This is a genomic window from Caldalkalibacillus uzonensis, from assembly GCF_030814135.1.
In the GTDB taxonomy this organism is placed as follows: Bacteria; Bacillota; Bacilli; order Caldalkalibacillales; family Caldalkalibacillaceae; genus Caldalkalibacillus; species Caldalkalibacillus uzonensis.
This window is the reverse complement of sequence record NZ_JAUSUQ010000002.1, coordinates 300897-319199: the sequence shown is the minus strand read 5'-3', so window position 1 is coordinate 319199 and position 18303 is coordinate 300897. Positions and strand designations below refer to the sequence as shown.

Sequence of the window (18303 nt, the reverse complement as noted above, 5' to 3'; positions counted from 1 at the left end):
CTTATTGTCGCTGGGTTTAAAAGAATTAACCTTAAACTATCTAATAAAGAGGTGATCTGATGGGTGATATCATAGTTCCCGCTAGTCAATTGATTAGATTTACCTCTCAAGTATTAGGTCAATCATTACCTGAAGACGAAGCGGAAATCATTGCTGAAACTCTCGTAGATGCAGATTTGCTGGGAGTTGAATCACATGGTGTTAGCCGATTGGCAGGCTATTTAAAGCGGATGGAGGATGGGCTTATTGAAAGGAAAACCCGGCTGACACTTGTCCGAGAAACCCCAACCACAGCTTTATTTGATGCTGCTAATGGGTGGGGGCAGGTGGCTGCGGTGAAAGCTTTGGAAACAGCGATTGAAAAAGCATTACAATATGGAACCGGGTTTGTCGGTGTCAAAAATTCAAACCATTTTGGCACAGCCTCCTACTTTACCAGAATGGCTACTGAAAAAGATTGTATCGGATTGGCCATGACTAACGCTTCAGCGATTATGGTGCCGTTTGGTTCCAAAGAGCCTTCTCTCGGAACCAATCCCATTAGTATTGCTGTACCAACAGGGGAGGGGCGGAATCCTGTTGTTCTAGATATGGCTACGAGTCAAGTGGCCAGGGGTAAGATCATATTAGCCAAGAAAAAAGGGGAGACCATTCCTGCTCACTGGGCTATTACTGTCAACGGTGAACCAACAACCGATCCGGTTAAAGCTTTGGAAGGCTTTGTTTTACCCTTAGGTCCTAAAGGATCAGGCTTAGCTATCATGATTGACATTTTATCGGGTGTCTTAACAGGAGCGTTGTTTGGCAAGCAAATTCCCAAAATGTATGGGGATCAATCTTCCCAACAACTTGGTCACTTTTTTGGAGTCATTCATATCGAAGCATTCATGGATAAAACGCTTTTTTATCAGCGCATGCAAGAAAAAGTACAAGAAACTGTAAACAGTGCACCAATGGAAGGTTTTGACCGCGTATATATGCCCGGTGAAATTGAATTGAGCAGAAAAAAGGTGCGTTTAGAAAAAGGGATTCCCCTTCCAAAAGAGATTTATCTGGAATTAAAAGAAACTGGTTCAAGGTACGGTGTAGATATTGAAAAATTTATACTCAGTAAGGAGGTCAAACAGTAATGGCTTCAAAGTGGTGGAGAAGCAGAGAGGTTGTCGAGGGTGTTGATCGTGGGGGACAGCGAGCACTTTTGAAATCAGCAGGTGTGGCTAAAAAGGACTTGTCGAAGCCGTTTATCGGTGTGGCCAATTCCTATAACGGCATGCATGCAGGGCATGTCCATCTTAATGGGCTGGCTGAGATGGTAATGGAGGGGATCAAGGAAGCGGGAGGACTTCCATTTGAATTTGGTGTCATTGCCTTATGTGACGGAATTGCCCAAGGACATAAAGGCATGCATTACGTGTTGCCTAGTCGGGAGAGTATTGCCGACTCTATTGAAATTACAGCGCAGGCCCATCGTCTCGACGGTTTGGTAATGCTGGGAAGTTGTGAAAAAATTGTACCGGGAATGTTAATGGCGATGTACCGTTTAGACATTCCTTCCTTGCTCGTAACCGGGGGGCCCATGATGCCAGGTTTATACAATGGGGAGAGTAGGGCCATCTATGAGGTTAGGGAAGCCGCGGGTCTGTTTCGTAAAGGAGTGATAAACCAAAAACAGTTTGAGGAAATGGAGCAAAGTGTCACAAGGGGGCCTGGGTCTTGTGCGATGATGGGGACGGCCAATACAATGTCCATCTTGTCCGAAGTGATGGGAGCTTCTCTTCCAGGATGTGGTACTTCCCACGCTGTAGCAGAAACGAAAGTCTATATAGCTAAGCAAAGCGGAAAGCGCATTGTCCAGATGGTGCACGAGGATTTAAAACCAACATCTATTATTACGGAACGCTCTTTCCAAAATGCACTCCGTGTGTCCATGGCCATAGGAGAATCAACCAACACCATGCTGCACTTACCTGCCATGGCTGCCGAACAGGGTATAACTATCACACCTGAAGACTTTGAAGAAGCAAGCCGCACAACACCGCTTACTATTAAAGCGAAACCTTCCGGTAAGCATACTTTGTGGGACGTGGAACAGGCAGGGGGAGTACCCGCCATTATTAAGGAACTTGTTCCTCTACTGCATATGCAAGAAAAAACAGCCTTCGGAACCACACTGGAAGAATCGGTGCGGGAAACCCAGAATTTGAACCCGGATGTGATCCGACCTATAAGCAATGCATATGCTGAGCAAGGCAGTTTAGCGGTATTAAAAGGCTCTCTAGCCCCAAATGGTTGTGTGGTCAAGCAAGGAGCTGTCGTTGGCAAGATGAGAAAACATACAGGTCCTGCACGGGTGTTTGACAGTCAGGAAGAGGCGATCGAGGCAATGAATAATGGAGAAATCAAAGAAGGGGATGTGATTATCATCCGCTATGAAGGACCTAAAGGCGGTCCGGGAATGCGTGAAATGCTTACTGCCACCGCTGTTTTAATGGGTTCTGGACTTGGGGACAGTGTGGCTCTTGTGACAGACGGACGTTTTTCCGGTTCAACAAGGGGACCTTGCATTGGTCATGTTTCCCCTGAAGCTGCGGCAGGAGGGCCTATCGCTTTTGTTCAAGATGGGGATATGATTTCCATTGATATTGATCAACGTACTATTGATCTAATGGTTGAGCCAAGTGAGTTGCAAAAAAGAAAAGAACAGTGGCAACCTAAAGCTCTCAAAGTGAGTAACGGAGTTTTACTGCGATATGCAGAGATGGTATCCTCCGCCGATCAGGGAGCTATCTTGAGGCAACAAATTAATAACCTATCGAGATGAGAAAAAATTTGGGGACCATGTATTTAATGGAAAGGGGATGTAGATTTGTTTAGGAATCTTCTAAAGGAAAAACTAGACCAGAGTTATGATGGGGACACACCAAATTACTGTATCTAAAACAATTGAAGAGCTGAGAATCCCTACACAATAAATGATCGACCAAGGAATGAGGATGAGTGGGTTAAACATTAAGATTCTTTCTAGTAGTTCTAGTAGAAAGACTTATTGATAAAGAGGAGTATTGATGATATAAATATGATATATCAGATATCAAAAGCTTAAAGGTGATGACAAATGTTAGACAAACAAGAGAAAAAAAGTGATTCGTTTTTAACGATTGACCATGGGCAAATCAAATCTTTAAGGGATATTGCCTTGGAAGCTATTAAAGAGGCGATTGTAAGTGGACGATTTAAGCCTGGGGATCACCTAAAAGAAAGAGAACTGTCAGAAATGATGGGGATCAGTACCACCCCTATTAAAGAAGCTTTACGCATTTTGGGTAATGAAGGGTTAGTTAGAACCATTCCACGTAAAGGAACATTTGTATCAGAATTGGTCAATACATCAATTGAAGAAATTTTGATGCTCAAAGCTTACCTAGAAGGATTATGTGCTCGCCTGGCCGCCATGAAGGCAACGGATCATGAACTTGAATTACTCGAAGAGCAAGTGAAAAAAATGGAGTCACTTTTGAAGAGTAACAATATAGAGAAACTGGCTGAAGAGAATACAGCATTTCATGTCCTGATACGGCAAATTAGCAAAAATCCAATGATCATTAAAATCCTTGAAAATGTTTCTACATTTGATAAGGCATTTAGAAAGAGGGCTTTAAAATACCAAATCGAAGCGCATGAAGGATTAAACGAACACAAGGGAATTTTTGAAGCTATAAAGTCTAAGAACCCTGACCTTGCCGAGTTTCGGATGAAAAAGCATATTTTGCGTACCTTAGACAATGTCTTGCGTCACCTTGATAAACATGACAAGGAGTAGCAGGATTAACACTTTTAGGAGGGAGAAAAATGGATTTTAAATCTTTTAGTAAACAATTGGAAACAATTGCCGCGATCACCATCACCCCTTTTGACTCCAAGACAAAAGAAATTAACTGGGAAGGTGTTCGAGAAAATATTAATTTTCTAGTGAATAATGGTGTAAAAGTGATTGTTCCTTGCGGTAATACAAGTGAATTTTATGCTTTAACATTGGATGAAGCAAAAGAGGAAATAAAGCGAACGGTGGAAATTGTAAATGGCAGGGCGCTTGTTGTCGCTGGGATTGGTTACTCTCTCAAAACTGCCATTGAATTGGGAAAGTATGCTGAAGAAGTTGGAGCAGACTGTGTGATGATTCATCAACCCATTCACCCCTTTGTGACCAATGAAGGAGTATTGTCGTATTATCAACAAATCATAGATGCCGTCAATATTCCGTCTATCGTTTACTGGAAAGATCCATCCCTAAGTGATGACGTACTTAAACAATTGGCTCATTGTGAAAGGATTGTTGGGGTTAAGTATGCGATCAATGATCTTCCACGGTTTGCTAAGCTGGTTCAAGAGGTGCCCAACCATCATAATATTACCTGGATTTGTGGAACAGCAGAAAAATGGGCACCATTCTTCTATTTTGCAGGTGCCAAAGGTTTTACCTCCGGTTTAATCAATGTAGCTCCGCAAAAATCTTTCGACATGTTACATGCTTTACAAAACAATGATCAATTCAAAGTGTGGGAAGTATGGAGGGAAACGCTGCGTTTTGAAAACTTACGGGCCAAGTACAACAATGGCAATAATGTTGTTGTTGTTAAAGAAGCCATGGCGCAAATCGGGTTAAAATCAGGCGTAACCCGCGAACCGGTCAACCCTTTAAGTGAGGAAGATCGCCGACAAGTCATAGAAATCTTAAAAATGTGGGATCTGCAGAAACTTAAAAGATAAAGCATAACTTTCTGATAAAATGTAATTGATAACTAGCACTAATGGGAGTGAATAAGCATTGCTAAAAGCACAAAAGGTTGCTGCCTATGGTGATGAAGGATTTAGCCGGTTTTTAAGAAAAGCTTTTGCCCGACACTTGGGGCATAATCCACAGGATTTTGATAAGCCTATTATTGGCATCTGCAATACCCGAAGTGAAATTAATCGCTGTCATACCCATTTTGGACCCATAGTTGAAGCGATCAAGCGGGGAGTACTGATGGCAGGAGGAATCCCTTTGGAGTTTCCCACTATTTCATTAGGGGAAAGTTTTGTTAGTCCGACCACCATGCTATATCGAAACTTGGCAGCCATGGATACAGAGGAAATGATTTCGGCCCAGCCTTTGGATGGTGTGGTCTTAATCGGTGGTTGTGACAAGATGACTCCTGCTCAATTAATGGCCGCTGCCAGCGCCAATATTCCTGCCATTATGTTTACAGGTGGGCCAATGGCTAATGGGGAATATGAGGGACGAACCTTAGGAGCCTGTTCCGATTGCCGCTATTTTTGGCAGGAGTATCGCGGAGGAAATATTGATGAAGCCGAATTGGAAAAAATCAATGAATCGCTGGCGCCGACAGCGGGCCATTGCATGGTGATGGGGACAGCCAGTACGATGGCAGTCATTTGCGAGGCATTGGGGATGATGTTGCCTGGTGCCGCCGCCATTCCTGCCACAGATAACAGACGGCTGGCTCTAGCACAGGAAACGGGCAAGCAGATTGTCAAACTGGTCGAACAAAACATCAGGCCAGCGGATATAATGACGCCTCGTGCATTTGAGAATGCTATACGAATGCTGATGGCTGTTGGAGGTTCAACCAATGCGGTTATCCATCTTGTTGCCGTTGCCGGGCGTCTCGGCATTGAACTACCACTGGAGTTGTTTGATCAGCTGGGCAAGGAAACACCGTTTATCGCCAACCTTAGACCGGCCGGGAAATACCAGATGGAGGAGTTTTTTCATGCCGGAGGTGCTCCTGCAGTCATGAAAGAATTGGAACCCGTCTTGCATGTAGATGAATTAACGGTCACAGGCAAAACGGTCGGGGAAAATCTACAAAATGTCAAAATATTGGAACATTACCGGGATGTCATATATCCCTTTGACCGGCCTTTATATGCCGGAGAAGGAATTGCCGTCCTTAAAGGAAATCTGGCGCCTGATGGGGCTATTATCAAGCCAAGGGCAGCTTCGGAACATCTGCTTAAGCATAAAGGGCGTGCCATCGTGTTTGCTTCCCTGGAAGATATGGAACAGAAAGTGAATGATCCGACTTTGGACGTGAGGGAAGATGACGTCCTCATTTTACAAAATGCAGGCCCAGTTGGTGCTCCAGGCATGCCGGAGGCGGGCATGATCCCCATTCCTAAAAAGTTGTTAACACAAGGTGTCCGCGATATGGTTAGGATTTCCGACTGTCGTATGAGTGGAACCGCTTTCGGCACGGTGATCCTGCATGTGGCTCCCGAAGCGGCGATAGGGGGCCCATTAGCCCTGGTACGGACTGGGGACTGGATAGAACTGGATGTTAAGCAACGAAGACTTCAGCTCTTGGTTTCCGATGAAGAGATGGACCGACGTAAAAAAGAGTGGAAACCAAAAGTCAAAAAGGCTGAGCGCGGTTATATCCGTTTGTTCCAAGATCATGTATTACAGGCCGATAAAGGCTGCGATTTTGATTTTCTGCGTAAGTAGCCATTCAGCCTGGTGCCCTGTCCGACACCAGGCTGAACCGTTTTAATTTATACCCTCCCATGCTGGCGTTATGGTTTAAGTCCCATTAAAGGCCAGTATAGAAAAGCAGACAAAAGCAGTACTGGAACGATAACACTGAATAAAACAAGGCCCATTTTGGCTAAATCTGACTCACGATAATAACCATAACTGAAGGTAATTAAATTGCCTGGGCTTTGAGTTGGCAAAAAGTAGCTGAAGGAACAGGCGATGATGACCAGCTGGGAAAGCCAAACGGGATTGATTCTCCACAATTCCGCTAAACTGATTGTGATCGGTAAAAAAACGGCTGTAATCCCCAACATGTTGGCAAAACCGAGACGAAATAACCCTGTCAAACTAATCAGGAGCAAGGCTGCTCCCAGAGGAGATACTTCGCTTAGAGACTCTCCTATTGTAACAGCAATCCAGGCAGCTGTGCCATTGCTTTGCAAGGCTTCAGCCAATGTATACGCTGCACCAAACAGAATGAGTACGTCCCAATCGATATGGTGGGATGCTTCTTTCCATGTCTGAACCCCCAACTTGGGTAAGCAAGTCACAATAGCAGAGAGCATGGCCACCATCGGAACGGAAAATCCGTGGTAAGACTCTGTCATCCAGCCCGAGAGAGTGACAACAAGCATGACAAGAATCTTAAACTCTTCTCCTTTGATGCCTCCCATCTTTTTCCACTCTGCTTCAATATAAGCCGCACTTTCCGGAATCGCATGCTTATTAACGGGATATAAAAGACTCCCAATGAACCATAAAGTTAATGTAAGAATCACTACAATGGGAAAATTAAGAACAAACCAATAAAAATAGGTCCATTGAAAGCCTGTCATCATATGCAGGGTGGAAGCGGCATAAATCGTTGAACTTGAGCCGGTGATGATGGCCCAAGACATAAAGCTTGAGGTGAAGGCTACCCCCATTAGCATCGTTTTGGCAAAATTGGACGAGCGTTCGTAGGCATGTACAACTTGGATCAATCCCAGGCAGACGGGGATCAGCATGGCTACTCTTCCCGCCGCTGTTGGGATAAAAAAACTCAAAATGATCATGGCCAAAAATACCGACAAGAGGGCAGATGGCAATCTGCCTCCTACTTGTCTGAGTAAAAATAAAGCGATCCGTTTGCCTAATCCTGTTTTTTCAAATGCGGCGGCTAACACAAATGTGGATAGGAGTAACCAAACAAAGGGCTGACCAAAGCCTGTCAAAGCATCGTTAAAGGAATGGATCCCCATTATAGCAATGTAAAGTATGATAGAGAGGGAGATGAGCGGTTGAGGAAGTGCTCTCATTCCCCAACCGGTGAGAGCAAAGACGAGTACGACGAGCATCTTGGCATGCTCTGTTGGGATAAGAAAGAAAAGAAGAAAAGAACTAATATTAAGCAGAAAGAAGATCGTGATTTTACGATTGACCTGCAACATAACACTCATGTTTGTATTGTCTCATCATTTTATTATTTTTCCCCCTCATCTTCCAGTTGGTCCAACTTGGACTCTGCTGACTTCCATGCTTGATAAATATGTTCTTCTGCTCTTTTCTGAGCCAGTTCTGCATCCCGGGCAACAATGGCCTCCACGATGTTTTTATGCTCCAACCAAACTTCGGCGATTCTTTTCGTATTGAACCAGGAAATGGAGCGAACCAGGGCGATGGGGTTGGCCAAGGTAGCTTGTGTCTGGGCTAGAACTTGATTGCCTCCAATTTTAAAGATTAACTCATGAAACTGGTTATTACAGAGAGCCATTTCCTTAAAATCTTGGGAGTGCTGATAAGCATCTAAAATCTCACGCATTTTTATTAACATGTTCTTCAATTCCTGATGATCTTCTTCCGTTCCGTTGACCGCGGCCAATTTGGCCCCCAGCCCTTCCAGTACAGCCCGTAGTTGATAGTAATCCTGAATATCTTTTTTGGATAATTTCCGCACATAAATGCCACGATGAGGGCGGATTGTTGTCAAACCTTCCTGTTCCAGGCGAATCATTGCATCTCTTACAGGGGTACGGCTTACTTGCAGTTTTTGGGCCAATTCTGTTTCCATTAACCGCTGACCGGGACGATAGACACCAGCAATAATATCGGATTTTATTTGTTCATAAACAGCATCGGTAACCGTTTTTGGCTGTATTTTGCTCATAGGACCAAACCCCTTTTATTAGTAAAAATATTATAGTTATATTTTACCCGTTCGGCTTCAATTTGTGGAACATATCTTTGATTATGGTATCCATTGCAGATACTAGTCCCGGTTATATATCAACGCTGTTCTGGAGGAACATATTCACGACGTTGGTGGCCTGTGTAGACAGACAGTGGTCGGATTAGCCGGTTGTTAGCGTACTGTTCAAGAATGTGTGCTGTCCAACCTCCTATACGGCTGACAGCAAAAATGGGGGTAAACAGATCCATTTTAATCCCCAGGACATAATAAGTGGAAGCAGAATAAAGATCTACATTGGGATATAATCCTTTCTTCTCAAAAACCACCCTTTCCACCGCTTCAGTTAACTCATACCACTTTGTGTTACCCTTCTTTTCTCCTATTTCTTTGGACATGCGTTTGAGGATGCTGGCCCGAGGGTCCATCGTTTTATAGACACGGTGACCAAAGCCGCTAATTTTGACCTTATTCTCCAGTTTGCGTTGAATCACAGCTTCAACATTGTCCACGTCTCCAATTTCGAACAGCAGTTTCATTACGGCCTCATTTGCTCCCCCGTGGAGAGGGCCTTTTAATGTACCAATGGCGGAGGTGACAGCAGAATACAGATCCGACTCAGTGGCCGCTGTCACTCGGGCTGCAAAGGTGGAAGCATTAAATTCATGATCGGCATGTAAGATCAGTGCGATATTCATTGTCTTTTCCTCTAAAGGTTCCGGGACCTGTCCGCTGAGCATATACAAAAAGTTGGCAGCTAAGGATAATTTTTTGTCCGGCTGTAAGACATCCTGTCCTTCACGGATACGATGGATTGCCGCCACTAAGGAAGGCATTTTGGCGACCAAACGTAAGGCGATGGAGCGCAGGTCTTCTTGATCCATTTCCCGCACCGGCCGGTCTTCTGTTTGCAATAATGAAACGGCCGAGCGCAAGGCCACCATAGGACTGACATGGGGAACGAATGATCGCATGAGCTCAATCATATTGTTAGACAACGATAATTCCTCAACAAGAGCTTGTTTAAATGCGTTAAGTTGTTCTAGGGTTGGCAATTGCTGGTGATGAAGCAAATAAACGACTTCTTCAAAGGAAGCGTCGTGCTTGACCAGATCTTCTACACTATACCCGGAGTAGATCAGCTTCCCTTCCTTTCCATCAATGAAACAAATGCCGGACGTGCCAGCTATGACATCTTCTAGACCAGCAGCAAAATTAGTTTTTGACATATGATTTTTTCCTCCCCTTCTTTTCAAAAGTGCACATACTAAACGATCATTTTTTATGAAGCAATGACCAAAAATATAGAAAAAATTTTATTCTTTGCACATTATACATTATACAAAACAAATAAATTGATGACAATGCTGCGGTAATCATTAAAAAATTCATAATGTTATTGACCGGGAAATGTTAATTCATTATAATGTGTTATGTATACAAAATAAAGTTGTGGAAGGAGTGAAATGATGCTGCCGCTTCAAGGCATGAAAGTACTGGATTTGACCCAATTTTTAGCTGGCCCTTACTGTACGATGGTGCTGGCCGATATGGGGGCCGAAGTGACAAAGGTCGAAAAATTTCCTCAAGGGGATGATTCAAGGCGGCTAGGCCCTTTTATAAATGGGGAAGGCTACTGCTTTGCCATGCCGAACCGGAATAAGAAAAGTCTGGCCTTGAATTTGAAGTCAGCAAAAGGTCGGGAAATTTTTCTAAAGCTGGCCAAGGAAGCCGATGTTGTTATTGAAAATTTCCGGCCCGGTGTCACCCAGAAGTTAGGCATTGATTATGAGCAGGTGGCCAAGGTTAACCCTGGCATCATTTACTGTTCCATTTCCGGCTTTGGACAATATGGCCCTTATAGTCATAAAGGAGGATTTGATATCATTGCCCAAGGGTTTACAGGGTTTATGCGCATGACCGGGGAACCGGACGGGCGTCCGGTCAAGGTGGGCATCGCCATCAATGATATCGCCGCAGGAGCGACAGCCATTTACGGCATTTTAGGAGCTTATATTCACAAGATGAAAACAGGGGAAGGGCAGTATCTTGATACGTCACTAGTGGATGCCGGTCTGGCCTGGACGGTATGGGAATCTGCAGCTTACTTTGGTGCTGGAGAAATCCCCGAACCCACCGGAACTAGACATAGGCGGTCAACTCCGTATCAAGCTTATAAAACAAAGGATGGGTTCGTGACGATCGGTGCAGGAAATCAACGGCTATGGGAACGTTTGTGTCAACAGGTTTTAAAGCGGCCGGAATGGATAGAAGATCCCCGCTTTATCGATTTAGCAACACGAATGGAGAACATCGATATTCTGGAACAGGAGATCGAACATATCTTAAGGCAGGAAACAACGTCTTATTGGGTCCAAAAGCTGGATGAAGCGGGCATACCGGGCGGTCCTGTGTACACATATGATCAAGCTTTAAATGATCCTCATGTTGAGGCGAGAGAGATGGTGGTTGAACTTGATCATCCCAAACTAGGACGGATCAAAACGATTGGGATCCCGATCAAGTTTTCTAAAACGCCGCTGGCGATTAGGGAGCCGGCTCCGTTACTGGGTCAACATACGACGGAAAAGTTAAAGGAAATCGGGCTGTCAGAAGAGGAAATTGAACGCTTGTATCAGGAAGAAGTGGTATATGCCAAATACGGAGAATATGTGAAGGAGGAAAAATCATGACCCCAAACGATCTGGTGCTTGAAAAAAAAAGAGAAATTGCTACCCTCATTTTTAATCGTCCCCATAAGCGCAATGCACTGACCTATGACATGTGGAAAACGATCCCAGACCTTATTCAAGAGGTAGAAGAGGACCGCTCCATTAAAGTTTTGGTGGTGCGTGGGGTTGATCAGACGGCCTTCGCCGCAGGAGCGGACATCAGTGAATTTCGGACACTGCGCGCCGATTCCAAAGGCGCAAAGATCTACAACGAGGCCACGCACCATGCCGAGCGGACCATTGCCACGATGACTAAACCCAGCATTGCCCTAGTGCAAGGGTACTGCATCGGCGGGGGCTGTGAGATTGCCCTAGCCTGTGATTTCCGATTTAGTGATCCCACCGGCCGGTTTGGTATTACACCTGCCAATTTGGGCATTGTGTATAGCTTGACGGCCACAAAACAACTGGTTGATCTCGTTGGTCCTGCTAATGCCAAATATATCTTACTTTCAGGTCGTCACATCGATGCCCAACGTGCGTATGAAATTGGTTTGGTCAATGGGATTTTCGCAGCGGACGAGATTGAAGAAAAGGTGTATCAATTTGCGCAAGAAATCTGTCACAAGGCTCAGTTCTCAGTCCGCAGCATGAAGCATATTATTGGTTTAATTTTGGGCGGACAAACCAACGATAATGAGGAGACAGAAGCTTTGCGCAATGGATCATTTGACACAGAGGATTATCAAGAAGGGGTGAGAGCCTTTTTGGAAAAACGGAAGCCTCGCTTTACCTACTCGTAGTTTAATCGAGAGAAGGATGATGAGATCGTGGACTATGAGATGGCCAAACAGCGGTTTGAAAAAGCTTTAGCTGAACACCAGCCCGATTTTGAACAATTTTTCTTAGCCAAGTTTTTTGACCTCCAATTCAGTTATGGTGAAGAGACATGCCGGGTCGATGTTCAAGTGGCCGATTATATGTTTAACCCGCAAGGCTCCTTACATGGCGGTGTCATTTCTTTTATTCTTGACGTCGCCATGGGACACCTTTGCAAAAAGTTTCTTGGCCCAGCCGTTACACTTGAAATGAAAATAAACTTTTTGAAACCGGTCTTTAGAGAGAATATTTACTGCGAGTCCCGTTTCATCAAGAAGGGAAAAACGGTGGTGGTGTTAGAGGCCCGGATGTTTAATGCCGATGATGCGCCTGTAGCGGTGGCCACTTCAACATGGCACCGCCTATAAGGCTGTCTCTCTTTTGGGACTATTTATTCAGAATAATTAAAAATTTGGTAAATGTTATGATGCCAAAAAGTTTTGTGGAGGGTTGACGATGATGAAAAAGGTGATCATGGGATTGCTGATTGTGGTTTTGACAATCGGGTTGACAGCTTGTGGCCAGGCACCGGCGGATACTCAAGAAAACGAGACGGAAATTTCAAATAAACAAAATGAAAGCGCTTCACCGGAGGCGGCATTAGACTATCCCACTGAAACATTAAACTGGACCATTGCTTTTGGACCTGGCGGTGGCAATGATATCATGGCCCGTACCCTCATTGAAATCTTGGAGAAATATGATCTGTATGGTCATCCTATTGTCCCGGAAAACCGAGAGGGCGGAAGCGGCGCAGTGGGCTGGGGATTTTTGAATAACCAACATGGTAATCCTTATCACATTTCCACCACCAGCGGCAGCTTTATCACCACTCCATTGTTGTCTGAACCAGGGTTTAACTATGAGCATTTCACCCATATCGCTTTGATGGCGACTGACGATCTGCTCTTTTTGGTTCCAGGAGATGCCCCGTATGCAACATTGGCTGATTTTGTGGAGGCAGCTCAAGCCAACAATATGAAAATCGGAGGGATAGGGGCTGCCAATGTGGATCGCTTAGTGCCCGCCACTTTTGCACAGGAGGCTGGATTTGATTTTGAGTATGTCTCCTTTAATGGTCAAGGGGAGCTGGTAACGGCTATCTTATCCGGGAGTTTGGATGCTATTATGGGAAATCCTGCCGAGGTAGTGGGTCAAATTGACGCCGGGGAATTAAAACCTTTGGCTTTCTCCGGCCAGCAGCGTCTGGACCAATATCCTGATGTTCCCACTTTTACCGAAGAAGGTTATGATGTGAATATTTCCATGCCCAGAGGGGTGATCATGCCCGGTGGTGTTTCTGAGGAAGTTCGCAACTGGTGGATAGAAACCATGAAAAAAGTGGCAGAAACGCCAGAGTGGCAAGCGTATATTGACGACAATATGCTTACTGAATCTATCTTGTATGGTGATGACTTTACGAAGTACCTGGAAGAAACAAACGCTGTATTTGAGGTGATGATGAGAGACCTGGAGATTATAGAATAGGGCCTGAACGGTATTGGGAGGAACATGTATAAAGAAGGTGACCTGGACAGACATGTCCCAGGTTGCCTTTTATCCCTTAATTTGGCGAGGAGGAAAGCTATGAAGATATTGTTTTCCGTGATTTTGCTTATTTTTTCAGTCTTATTTTTCTATCAGGGCTTAAATTATCCTTATTTCACCACTGGAGAGCAAGTCGGTCCCGGTTTTTTCCCGCGCTGGATTGGAGGCTTGCTCATCCTGGTGACCATCTATAATTTGTATCGAGATTTCAAAGAAATCCAAGCGAAAGAAGTGGAACAAGAATCTGAGCAAACTTATGGCAGAACCATGGTAGGGGTGATTCTCTTAACGGCTCTCTTTGTTATGCTGTTAAGACCGATGGGAGCTTTATTAGCAATGATGATATATATTTTTTCCATATTACTTATGTTTAATCGTCAACGTGTTGCTTTTAATTTAGTCTTTAGTCTTGCTGTGCCTATTGGAATTTATTTTGTCTTAAATGTCTGGTTGAATGGTGGTTTGCCTAAAGGGATTCTCTCCTTTCTTTGAACACTCTCATTGCCTACGCTAACGCTTAGAGGCGGGAGATAACCGTCTGGCGTACTGCTTGGTTTTCGCTTTTCGGCCAGACGTGGCGAATGGTGTTTGAAGATTTTACGTGACGGAGCATAGTAAAAAGGAAAGTAGGTGAAGAGAATTGGATATCATATCCAACCTCATGTTGGGTCTTTCGGTTGTCTTAACCCCGACGAATCTCTTTTTTCTTATGGTGGGGGCCTTTGTGGGCATGGTGGTTGGGATTATCCCAGGATTTGGTCCAACAGCCGGCATTGCTATTCTTCTGTCGTTAACCTTTACTCTTGATCCGACTACAGCGATCATTATGCTCGCCGGAATCTATTATGGCTCCATGTATGGCGGGACCATAACCTCTATCTTAATTAACACCCCAGGGGAATCCGCTACGGTGGCCAGTACATTTGATGGTTATCCGCTGGCCCAAAAAGGGCGTGTTGGTCCCGCCCTTGTCATGCAAGCATTTGCCTCCTTCATCGGAGGAACGATCGGTGTTATTTTGATCAGCGCTTTTGCTCCTGTGTTCAGCAAGATTGCCCGGTCATTTGGACCACCAGAATATTTCATGCTCATGTTATTTGGGCTTTGTACTCTGGTTCTCATGATGGGGGAGAGAAAGAGATACGGAGTGATTTCGGCTTTAGTGGGTCTGGCCATTGCCATGGTAGGAGTGGATGTCGTTTCGGGTGTGCCGAGGTTTACTTTTGGCTCTCCGGAGTTGATGAATGGGATCTACTTTCTTCCCGTGGCAATCGGGGTATTTGGGATTGGGGAAGCCTTATACTCTATATATAAAGGAACTCACAAAGAACTGGAAAAAGAGATGATCAAGGTCAACTTTAGAGGAAGTCAGTTTTGGCCTGCTGCAACCGATTGGATACAGAGCAAGTTCACATTTGTGAGGGGCTCGATCATCGGGTTTTTTACAGGCGTTCTACCAGGGGCAGGAGCAACCATCGCCTCCCTGCTTTCTTACTCCTTTGAGAAGAAAGTGTCAAAACAGCCACAGGAATTTGGAAAGGGACATATGCCTGGGCTTGTGGCCCCGGAAACAGCCAATAACGCGGCTTCTTCCGGTGCCATGATTCCATTGTTAACTCTTGGGATCCCCGGCTCGGGAGCAACCGCTGTGTTGTTGGGTGCCTTTCTCATGTGGGGATTGCGGCCTGGACCGCTGCTCATGTCAGAAAACCCTGAGTTTGCCTGGGGTCTAATATCAAGTATGTATTTAGGAAATGTGATCCTGCTTGTGGTTAACATCGTGGCCATTCCCTTGTTTATTAAAGTGATGCAAGTGCCATACAGGCTTCTGGTGCCCGTCATTATTGTCTTGTGTGCAGTGGGTACCTTTAGTTTACATGGCAGCATTATTGAAACGTGGATTCTGCTGATCTTTGGTTTGGTTGGCTTTTTTATGAAGATGTATGGCTATTCTCCGGCTGCCCTTGTTTTGGCTTTGGTGCTAGGGTCAATGGCAGAAGAAACATTAAGACAGTCGCTCATTATCTCAGGAGGGAGTCTGTCCATCTTTCTGACCCGTCCCGTTTCACTGCTCCTGTTCATCTTCGTTTGTCTGCTCGTATTTTCCCCTTTGTTTATTAAAATAACGCAACGAAATAAGAAAAAGCATAATCCGCAGGATTTTGTGCAATAGAAATATAATATTTAATGATACAAGGGGGGATGGCTGTGTTGGAGATGATTGAAATTGAGCAAGTGTTTCCAGCTAAAAGGTTGACCGGCATCAAGGCAAAAGTGTATGAGGAGATCAAAAAAAATCCGGAGATACAGGGCCTAGCCGAAGGGGCAGAAATTGCCATTACAGCTGGCAGCCGCGGGATTGCTAACATCGTCCAGATCTTACGGGACACTGTCTCTGCACTTAAAGCACTGGGGTACCGACCATTTTTGGTCCCGGCTATGGGCAGTCACGGAGGTGCTACAGCGGAAGGACAAAGGGAAGTTTTGAAACATCTGGGGATTACAGAGGAAGCTGTAGGCGCAGAAATTCGTTCTTCAATGGAGGTGGAGTTGATTGCTCATACAGAAGATGGTGTCCCAGTATATATGGACAAACACGCTTACCATGCAGACGGCATTGTAGTGGTTAATCGGGTGAAGACTCATACCAACTTTCGGGGAAAGATTGAGAGCGGTTTGAGCAAAATGGTGACGATTGGGCTGGGCAAAATAAAAGGGGCCAGTTTTGTCCATAGCAATGGTGCACAACATATGGCCCGCAATATTGAAAAGGTATCGAAATGCGCCATTGAGAACGCCAACATTTTAATGGGTTTGGCTATCGTGGAAAACGCTTACGACGAAACGGCTGACATTGTTGGCGTGGCTAGAGATGAGTGGCATGACAAAGAAGCAGAACTGCTCAAAGAAGCTAAAGCCATGATGCCCAGCTTGCCAGTGGATCAAATTGATATCCTTATCGTTGAAGCGATGGGTAAAATCTACAGCGGAGCGGGGATGGATCCCAATATTATCGGTCGGTGGCGAATGGATGATATGCCCGATCCTGAAGTGCCTGATGTGAAGCGCATTGTCGTTTTGGACCTGGACCACCAATCATTCGGTAATGCTCAAGGGGTTGGGCTGGCTGATTTTACGACCCGCAAATTATTCGACAAGATCAACTTGCATGCCACGTACACCAATGCCTTAACCAGCACTTCCTTGCAGCGAGCCATGATTCCGTTCATTTATCCCACTGAGAAAGAAGCGATTGAAACGGCGGTTAAGAGTTTGGGGCCTGATGTGAGTCTGCAAACTTTAAAAGTGGTGCAAATCCCCAACACATTGCATCTCAAACGGGTATTAGTCTCCAAACCTGTTGTGGAAGAAATGGAGAGAGCGCGCAGGGAGTATAAGGTGATCAAGACATGCAACCTTGCTTTTGACCAGCATAAGGAGCTGGTTCATCGGCTACTGGTTTACAACAGGAGGTGCTGACATGTCTAAACCCAGCATTCTATACTTTGATCAAGTGAATGACCAAATGAGAGCCCTATTAAAGCGTCTTAAACCGGAAGGATTTGAATTATGGTTTTGGCATGATTTAGATGAAGATGAAAGAAATGCGAGACTCCCTCAAGCCGACTATTTAATGGCGGCCACTTATCCACTTGATCAACACATTTTGGCGAAAGCCACACAAGCTAAGCTGGTTCAAAAGACGGGGGTTGGAGTGGATAATATTGACTTGCCTAAGGCCACTGAACTGGCTTTACCGATCGCCAACACCCCCGGAGCAAATGCACCGGCAGTAGCTGAGCTGACGATTTTACTCATCTTGGCGTTGTATCGCAAACTGCCTGTTCTACATCAATCTATGAAAGAAGGAAAATGGCTGATGTGGGAATTTCGCAGTTCTTCTTACGAAATGCAGGGGAAGACACACGGTTTGATCGGATTTGGCCAAATCGGCCAGGAAACCGCCAAACGTTCCCGGGCATTTGGCACTCAGATTATCTATTATGATAAATTTCGGGCTCCTGCAGAGGTAGAAGAACAACTTGATGCCCGTTTTGTTTCACTGGAGGAATTATTACAAACGGCGGATATTGTCAGTCTGCATATCCCGCTTTTACCGGAAACCAGAGGGCTGATCAATGCAAAGACACTACAATTGATGAAGAAAAGTGCTGTACTGATCAATGTCTCCAGAGGTGGCGTAGTCCATGAGCAGGCCTTATACCATGCCCTCAAAGACGGGGTGATTGCCGGGGCAGGGATTGATGTATGGGAATCTGAACCTGTCCATGCTGATCATCCGTTGTTGCAATTGGAGAATGTGATTGCCTCGCCACATATTGGGGCGGGAACAATTGATACATTAAAAAGGGTATTGGCCACCGCTTTCAATAATATACAGGCCGCAGAAAACGAGCACCATTTTCAATATAGTGTCAACGGCATTACCCAACTGCGTACTCCAATTTCACAATAAGGAAACTGCAATTTATTGAGGG

16 protein-coding genes are annotated in these 18303 nt (G+C 45.0%); 13 read left to right on the top strand and 3 right to left on the bottom strand.

Annotated features, from left to right (window positions below; translation table 11 throughout):
- Positions 1 to 59 precede the first annotated feature (59 nt).
- The 5 genes from J2S00_RS04375 to J2S00_RS04355 all read left to right on the top strand — a co-directional run bounded on the left by J2S00_RS04375 (position 60) and on the right by J2S00_RS04355 (position 6508).
- Positions 60 to 1130 (top strand): Ldh family oxidoreductase, encoded by a 1071-nt coding sequence (locus tag J2S00_RS04375; protein WP_307335920.1) that lies wholly within the window; start codon positions 60 to 62, stop codon positions 1128 to 1130.
- A complete protein-coding gene (ilvD, locus tag J2S00_RS04370) occupies positions 1130 to 2821 on the top strand; it encodes a dihydroxy-acid dehydratase (RefSeq protein WP_307335917.1) in 1692 nt (563 codons plus the stop codon). The genes J2S00_RS04375 and ilvD overlap by 1 nt, the downstream gene beginning before the upstream one ends.
- Before the next feature lie 294 nt (positions 2822 to 3115).
- Positions 3116 to 3820 (top strand): GntR family transcriptional regulator, encoded by a 705-nt coding sequence (locus J2S00_RS04365; protein WP_307335915.1) that lies wholly within the window; start codon positions 3116 to 3118, stop codon positions 3818 to 3820.
- Between the two features lie 29 nt (positions 3821 to 3849).
- Complete coding sequence (locus tag J2S00_RS04360; RefSeq protein WP_307335912.1) at positions 3850 to 4767, top strand: dihydrodipicolinate synthase family protein; 918 nt, start codon at positions 3850 to 3852, stop codon at positions 4765 to 4767.
- Between the two features lie 58 nt (positions 4768 to 4825).
- Positions 4826 to 6508 (top strand): IlvD/Edd family dehydratase, encoded by a 1683-nt coding sequence (locus J2S00_RS04355; protein ID WP_307335909.1) that lies wholly within the window; start codon positions 4826 to 4828, stop codon positions 6506 to 6508.
- Positions 6509 to 6576: 68 nt separating this feature from the next.
- Here the strand turns inward: J2S00_RS04355 and J2S00_RS04350 are convergent, their stop codons facing one another.
- The 3 genes from J2S00_RS04350 to J2S00_RS04340 all read right to left on the bottom strand — a co-directional run bounded on the left by J2S00_RS04350 (position 6577) and on the right by J2S00_RS04340 (position 9934).
- Positions 6577 to 7977 (bottom strand): SLC13 family permease, encoded by a 1401-nt coding sequence (locus J2S00_RS04350; protein WP_307335906.1) that lies wholly within the window; start codon positions 7975 to 7977, stop codon positions 6577 to 6579.
- Between the two features lie 23 nt (positions 7978 to 8000).
- Positions 8001 to 8684, bottom strand: coding sequence for a GntR family transcriptional regulator (locus tag J2S00_RS04345; RefSeq protein WP_307335901.1), 684 nt, complete (start codon positions 8682 to 8684; stop codon positions 8001 to 8003).
- 119 nt (positions 8685 to 8803) lie between these two features.
- A complete protein-coding gene (locus J2S00_RS04340) occupies positions 8804 to 9934 on the bottom strand; it encodes a citrate/2-methylcitrate synthase (protein ID WP_307335899.1) in 1131 nt (376 codons plus the stop codon).
- Positions 9935 to 10174: 240 nt separating this feature from the next.
- On the opposite strand from J2S00_RS04340, the gene J2S00_RS04335 reads away from it, so the two are divergent.
- The 8 genes from J2S00_RS04335 (at position 10175) to J2S00_RS04300 (ending at position 18281) form a co-directional block, all read left to right on the top strand.
- Positions 10175 to 11398 (top strand): CaiB/BaiF CoA transferase family protein, encoded by a 1224-nt coding sequence (locus tag J2S00_RS04335; RefSeq protein ID WP_307335896.1) that lies wholly within the window; start codon positions 10175 to 10177, stop codon positions 11396 to 11398.
- A complete protein-coding gene (locus tag J2S00_RS04330) occupies positions 11395 to 12180 on the top strand; it encodes an enoyl-CoA hydratase/isomerase family protein (RefSeq protein WP_307335893.1) in 786 nt (261 codons plus the stop codon). Before J2S00_RS04335 ends, J2S00_RS04330 begins: the two co-directional genes overlap by 4 nt.
- Positions 12181 to 12207: 27 nt before the next feature.
- Positions 12208 to 12624, top strand: a complete 417-nt coding sequence (locus tag J2S00_RS04325) for a PaaI family thioesterase (protein WP_307335891.1) — start codon at positions 12208 to 12210, stop codon at positions 12622 to 12624.
- Positions 12625 to 12712: 88 nt separating this feature from the next.
- Complete coding sequence (locus tag J2S00_RS04320) at positions 12713 to 13744, top strand: tripartite tricarboxylate transporter substrate binding protein (RefSeq protein ID WP_307335889.1); 1032 nt, start codon at positions 12713 to 12715, stop codon at positions 13742 to 13744.
- 99 nt (positions 13745 to 13843) lie between these two features.
- The gene (locus tag J2S00_RS04315; protein WP_307335885.1) at positions 13844 to 14296 is read left to right on the top strand and encodes a tripartite tricarboxylate transporter TctB family protein; all 453 of its coding nucleotides are present in this window, start codon (positions 13844 to 13846) and stop codon (positions 14294 to 14296) included.
- A gap of 169 nt (positions 14297 to 14465) precedes the next feature.
- Entirely contained in the window at positions 14466 to 15977 is a 1512-nt protein-coding gene (locus tag J2S00_RS04310) for a tripartite tricarboxylate transporter permease (RefSeq protein ID WP_307335884.1), read from the top strand.
- Between the two features lie 29 nt (positions 15978 to 16006).
- Entirely contained in the window at positions 16007 to 17284 is a 1278-nt protein-coding gene (locus J2S00_RS04305; RefSeq protein WP_307335882.1) for a nickel pincer cofactor-dependent isomerase, group 22, read from the top strand.
- A gap of 1 nt (position 17285) precedes the next feature.
- Positions 17286 to 18281, top strand: a complete 996-nt coding sequence (locus J2S00_RS04300) for a 2-hydroxyacid dehydrogenase (protein ID WP_307335880.1) — start codon at positions 17286 to 17288, stop codon at positions 18279 to 18281.
- The last annotated feature ends 22 nt before the right edge of the window (positions 18282 to 18303 follow it).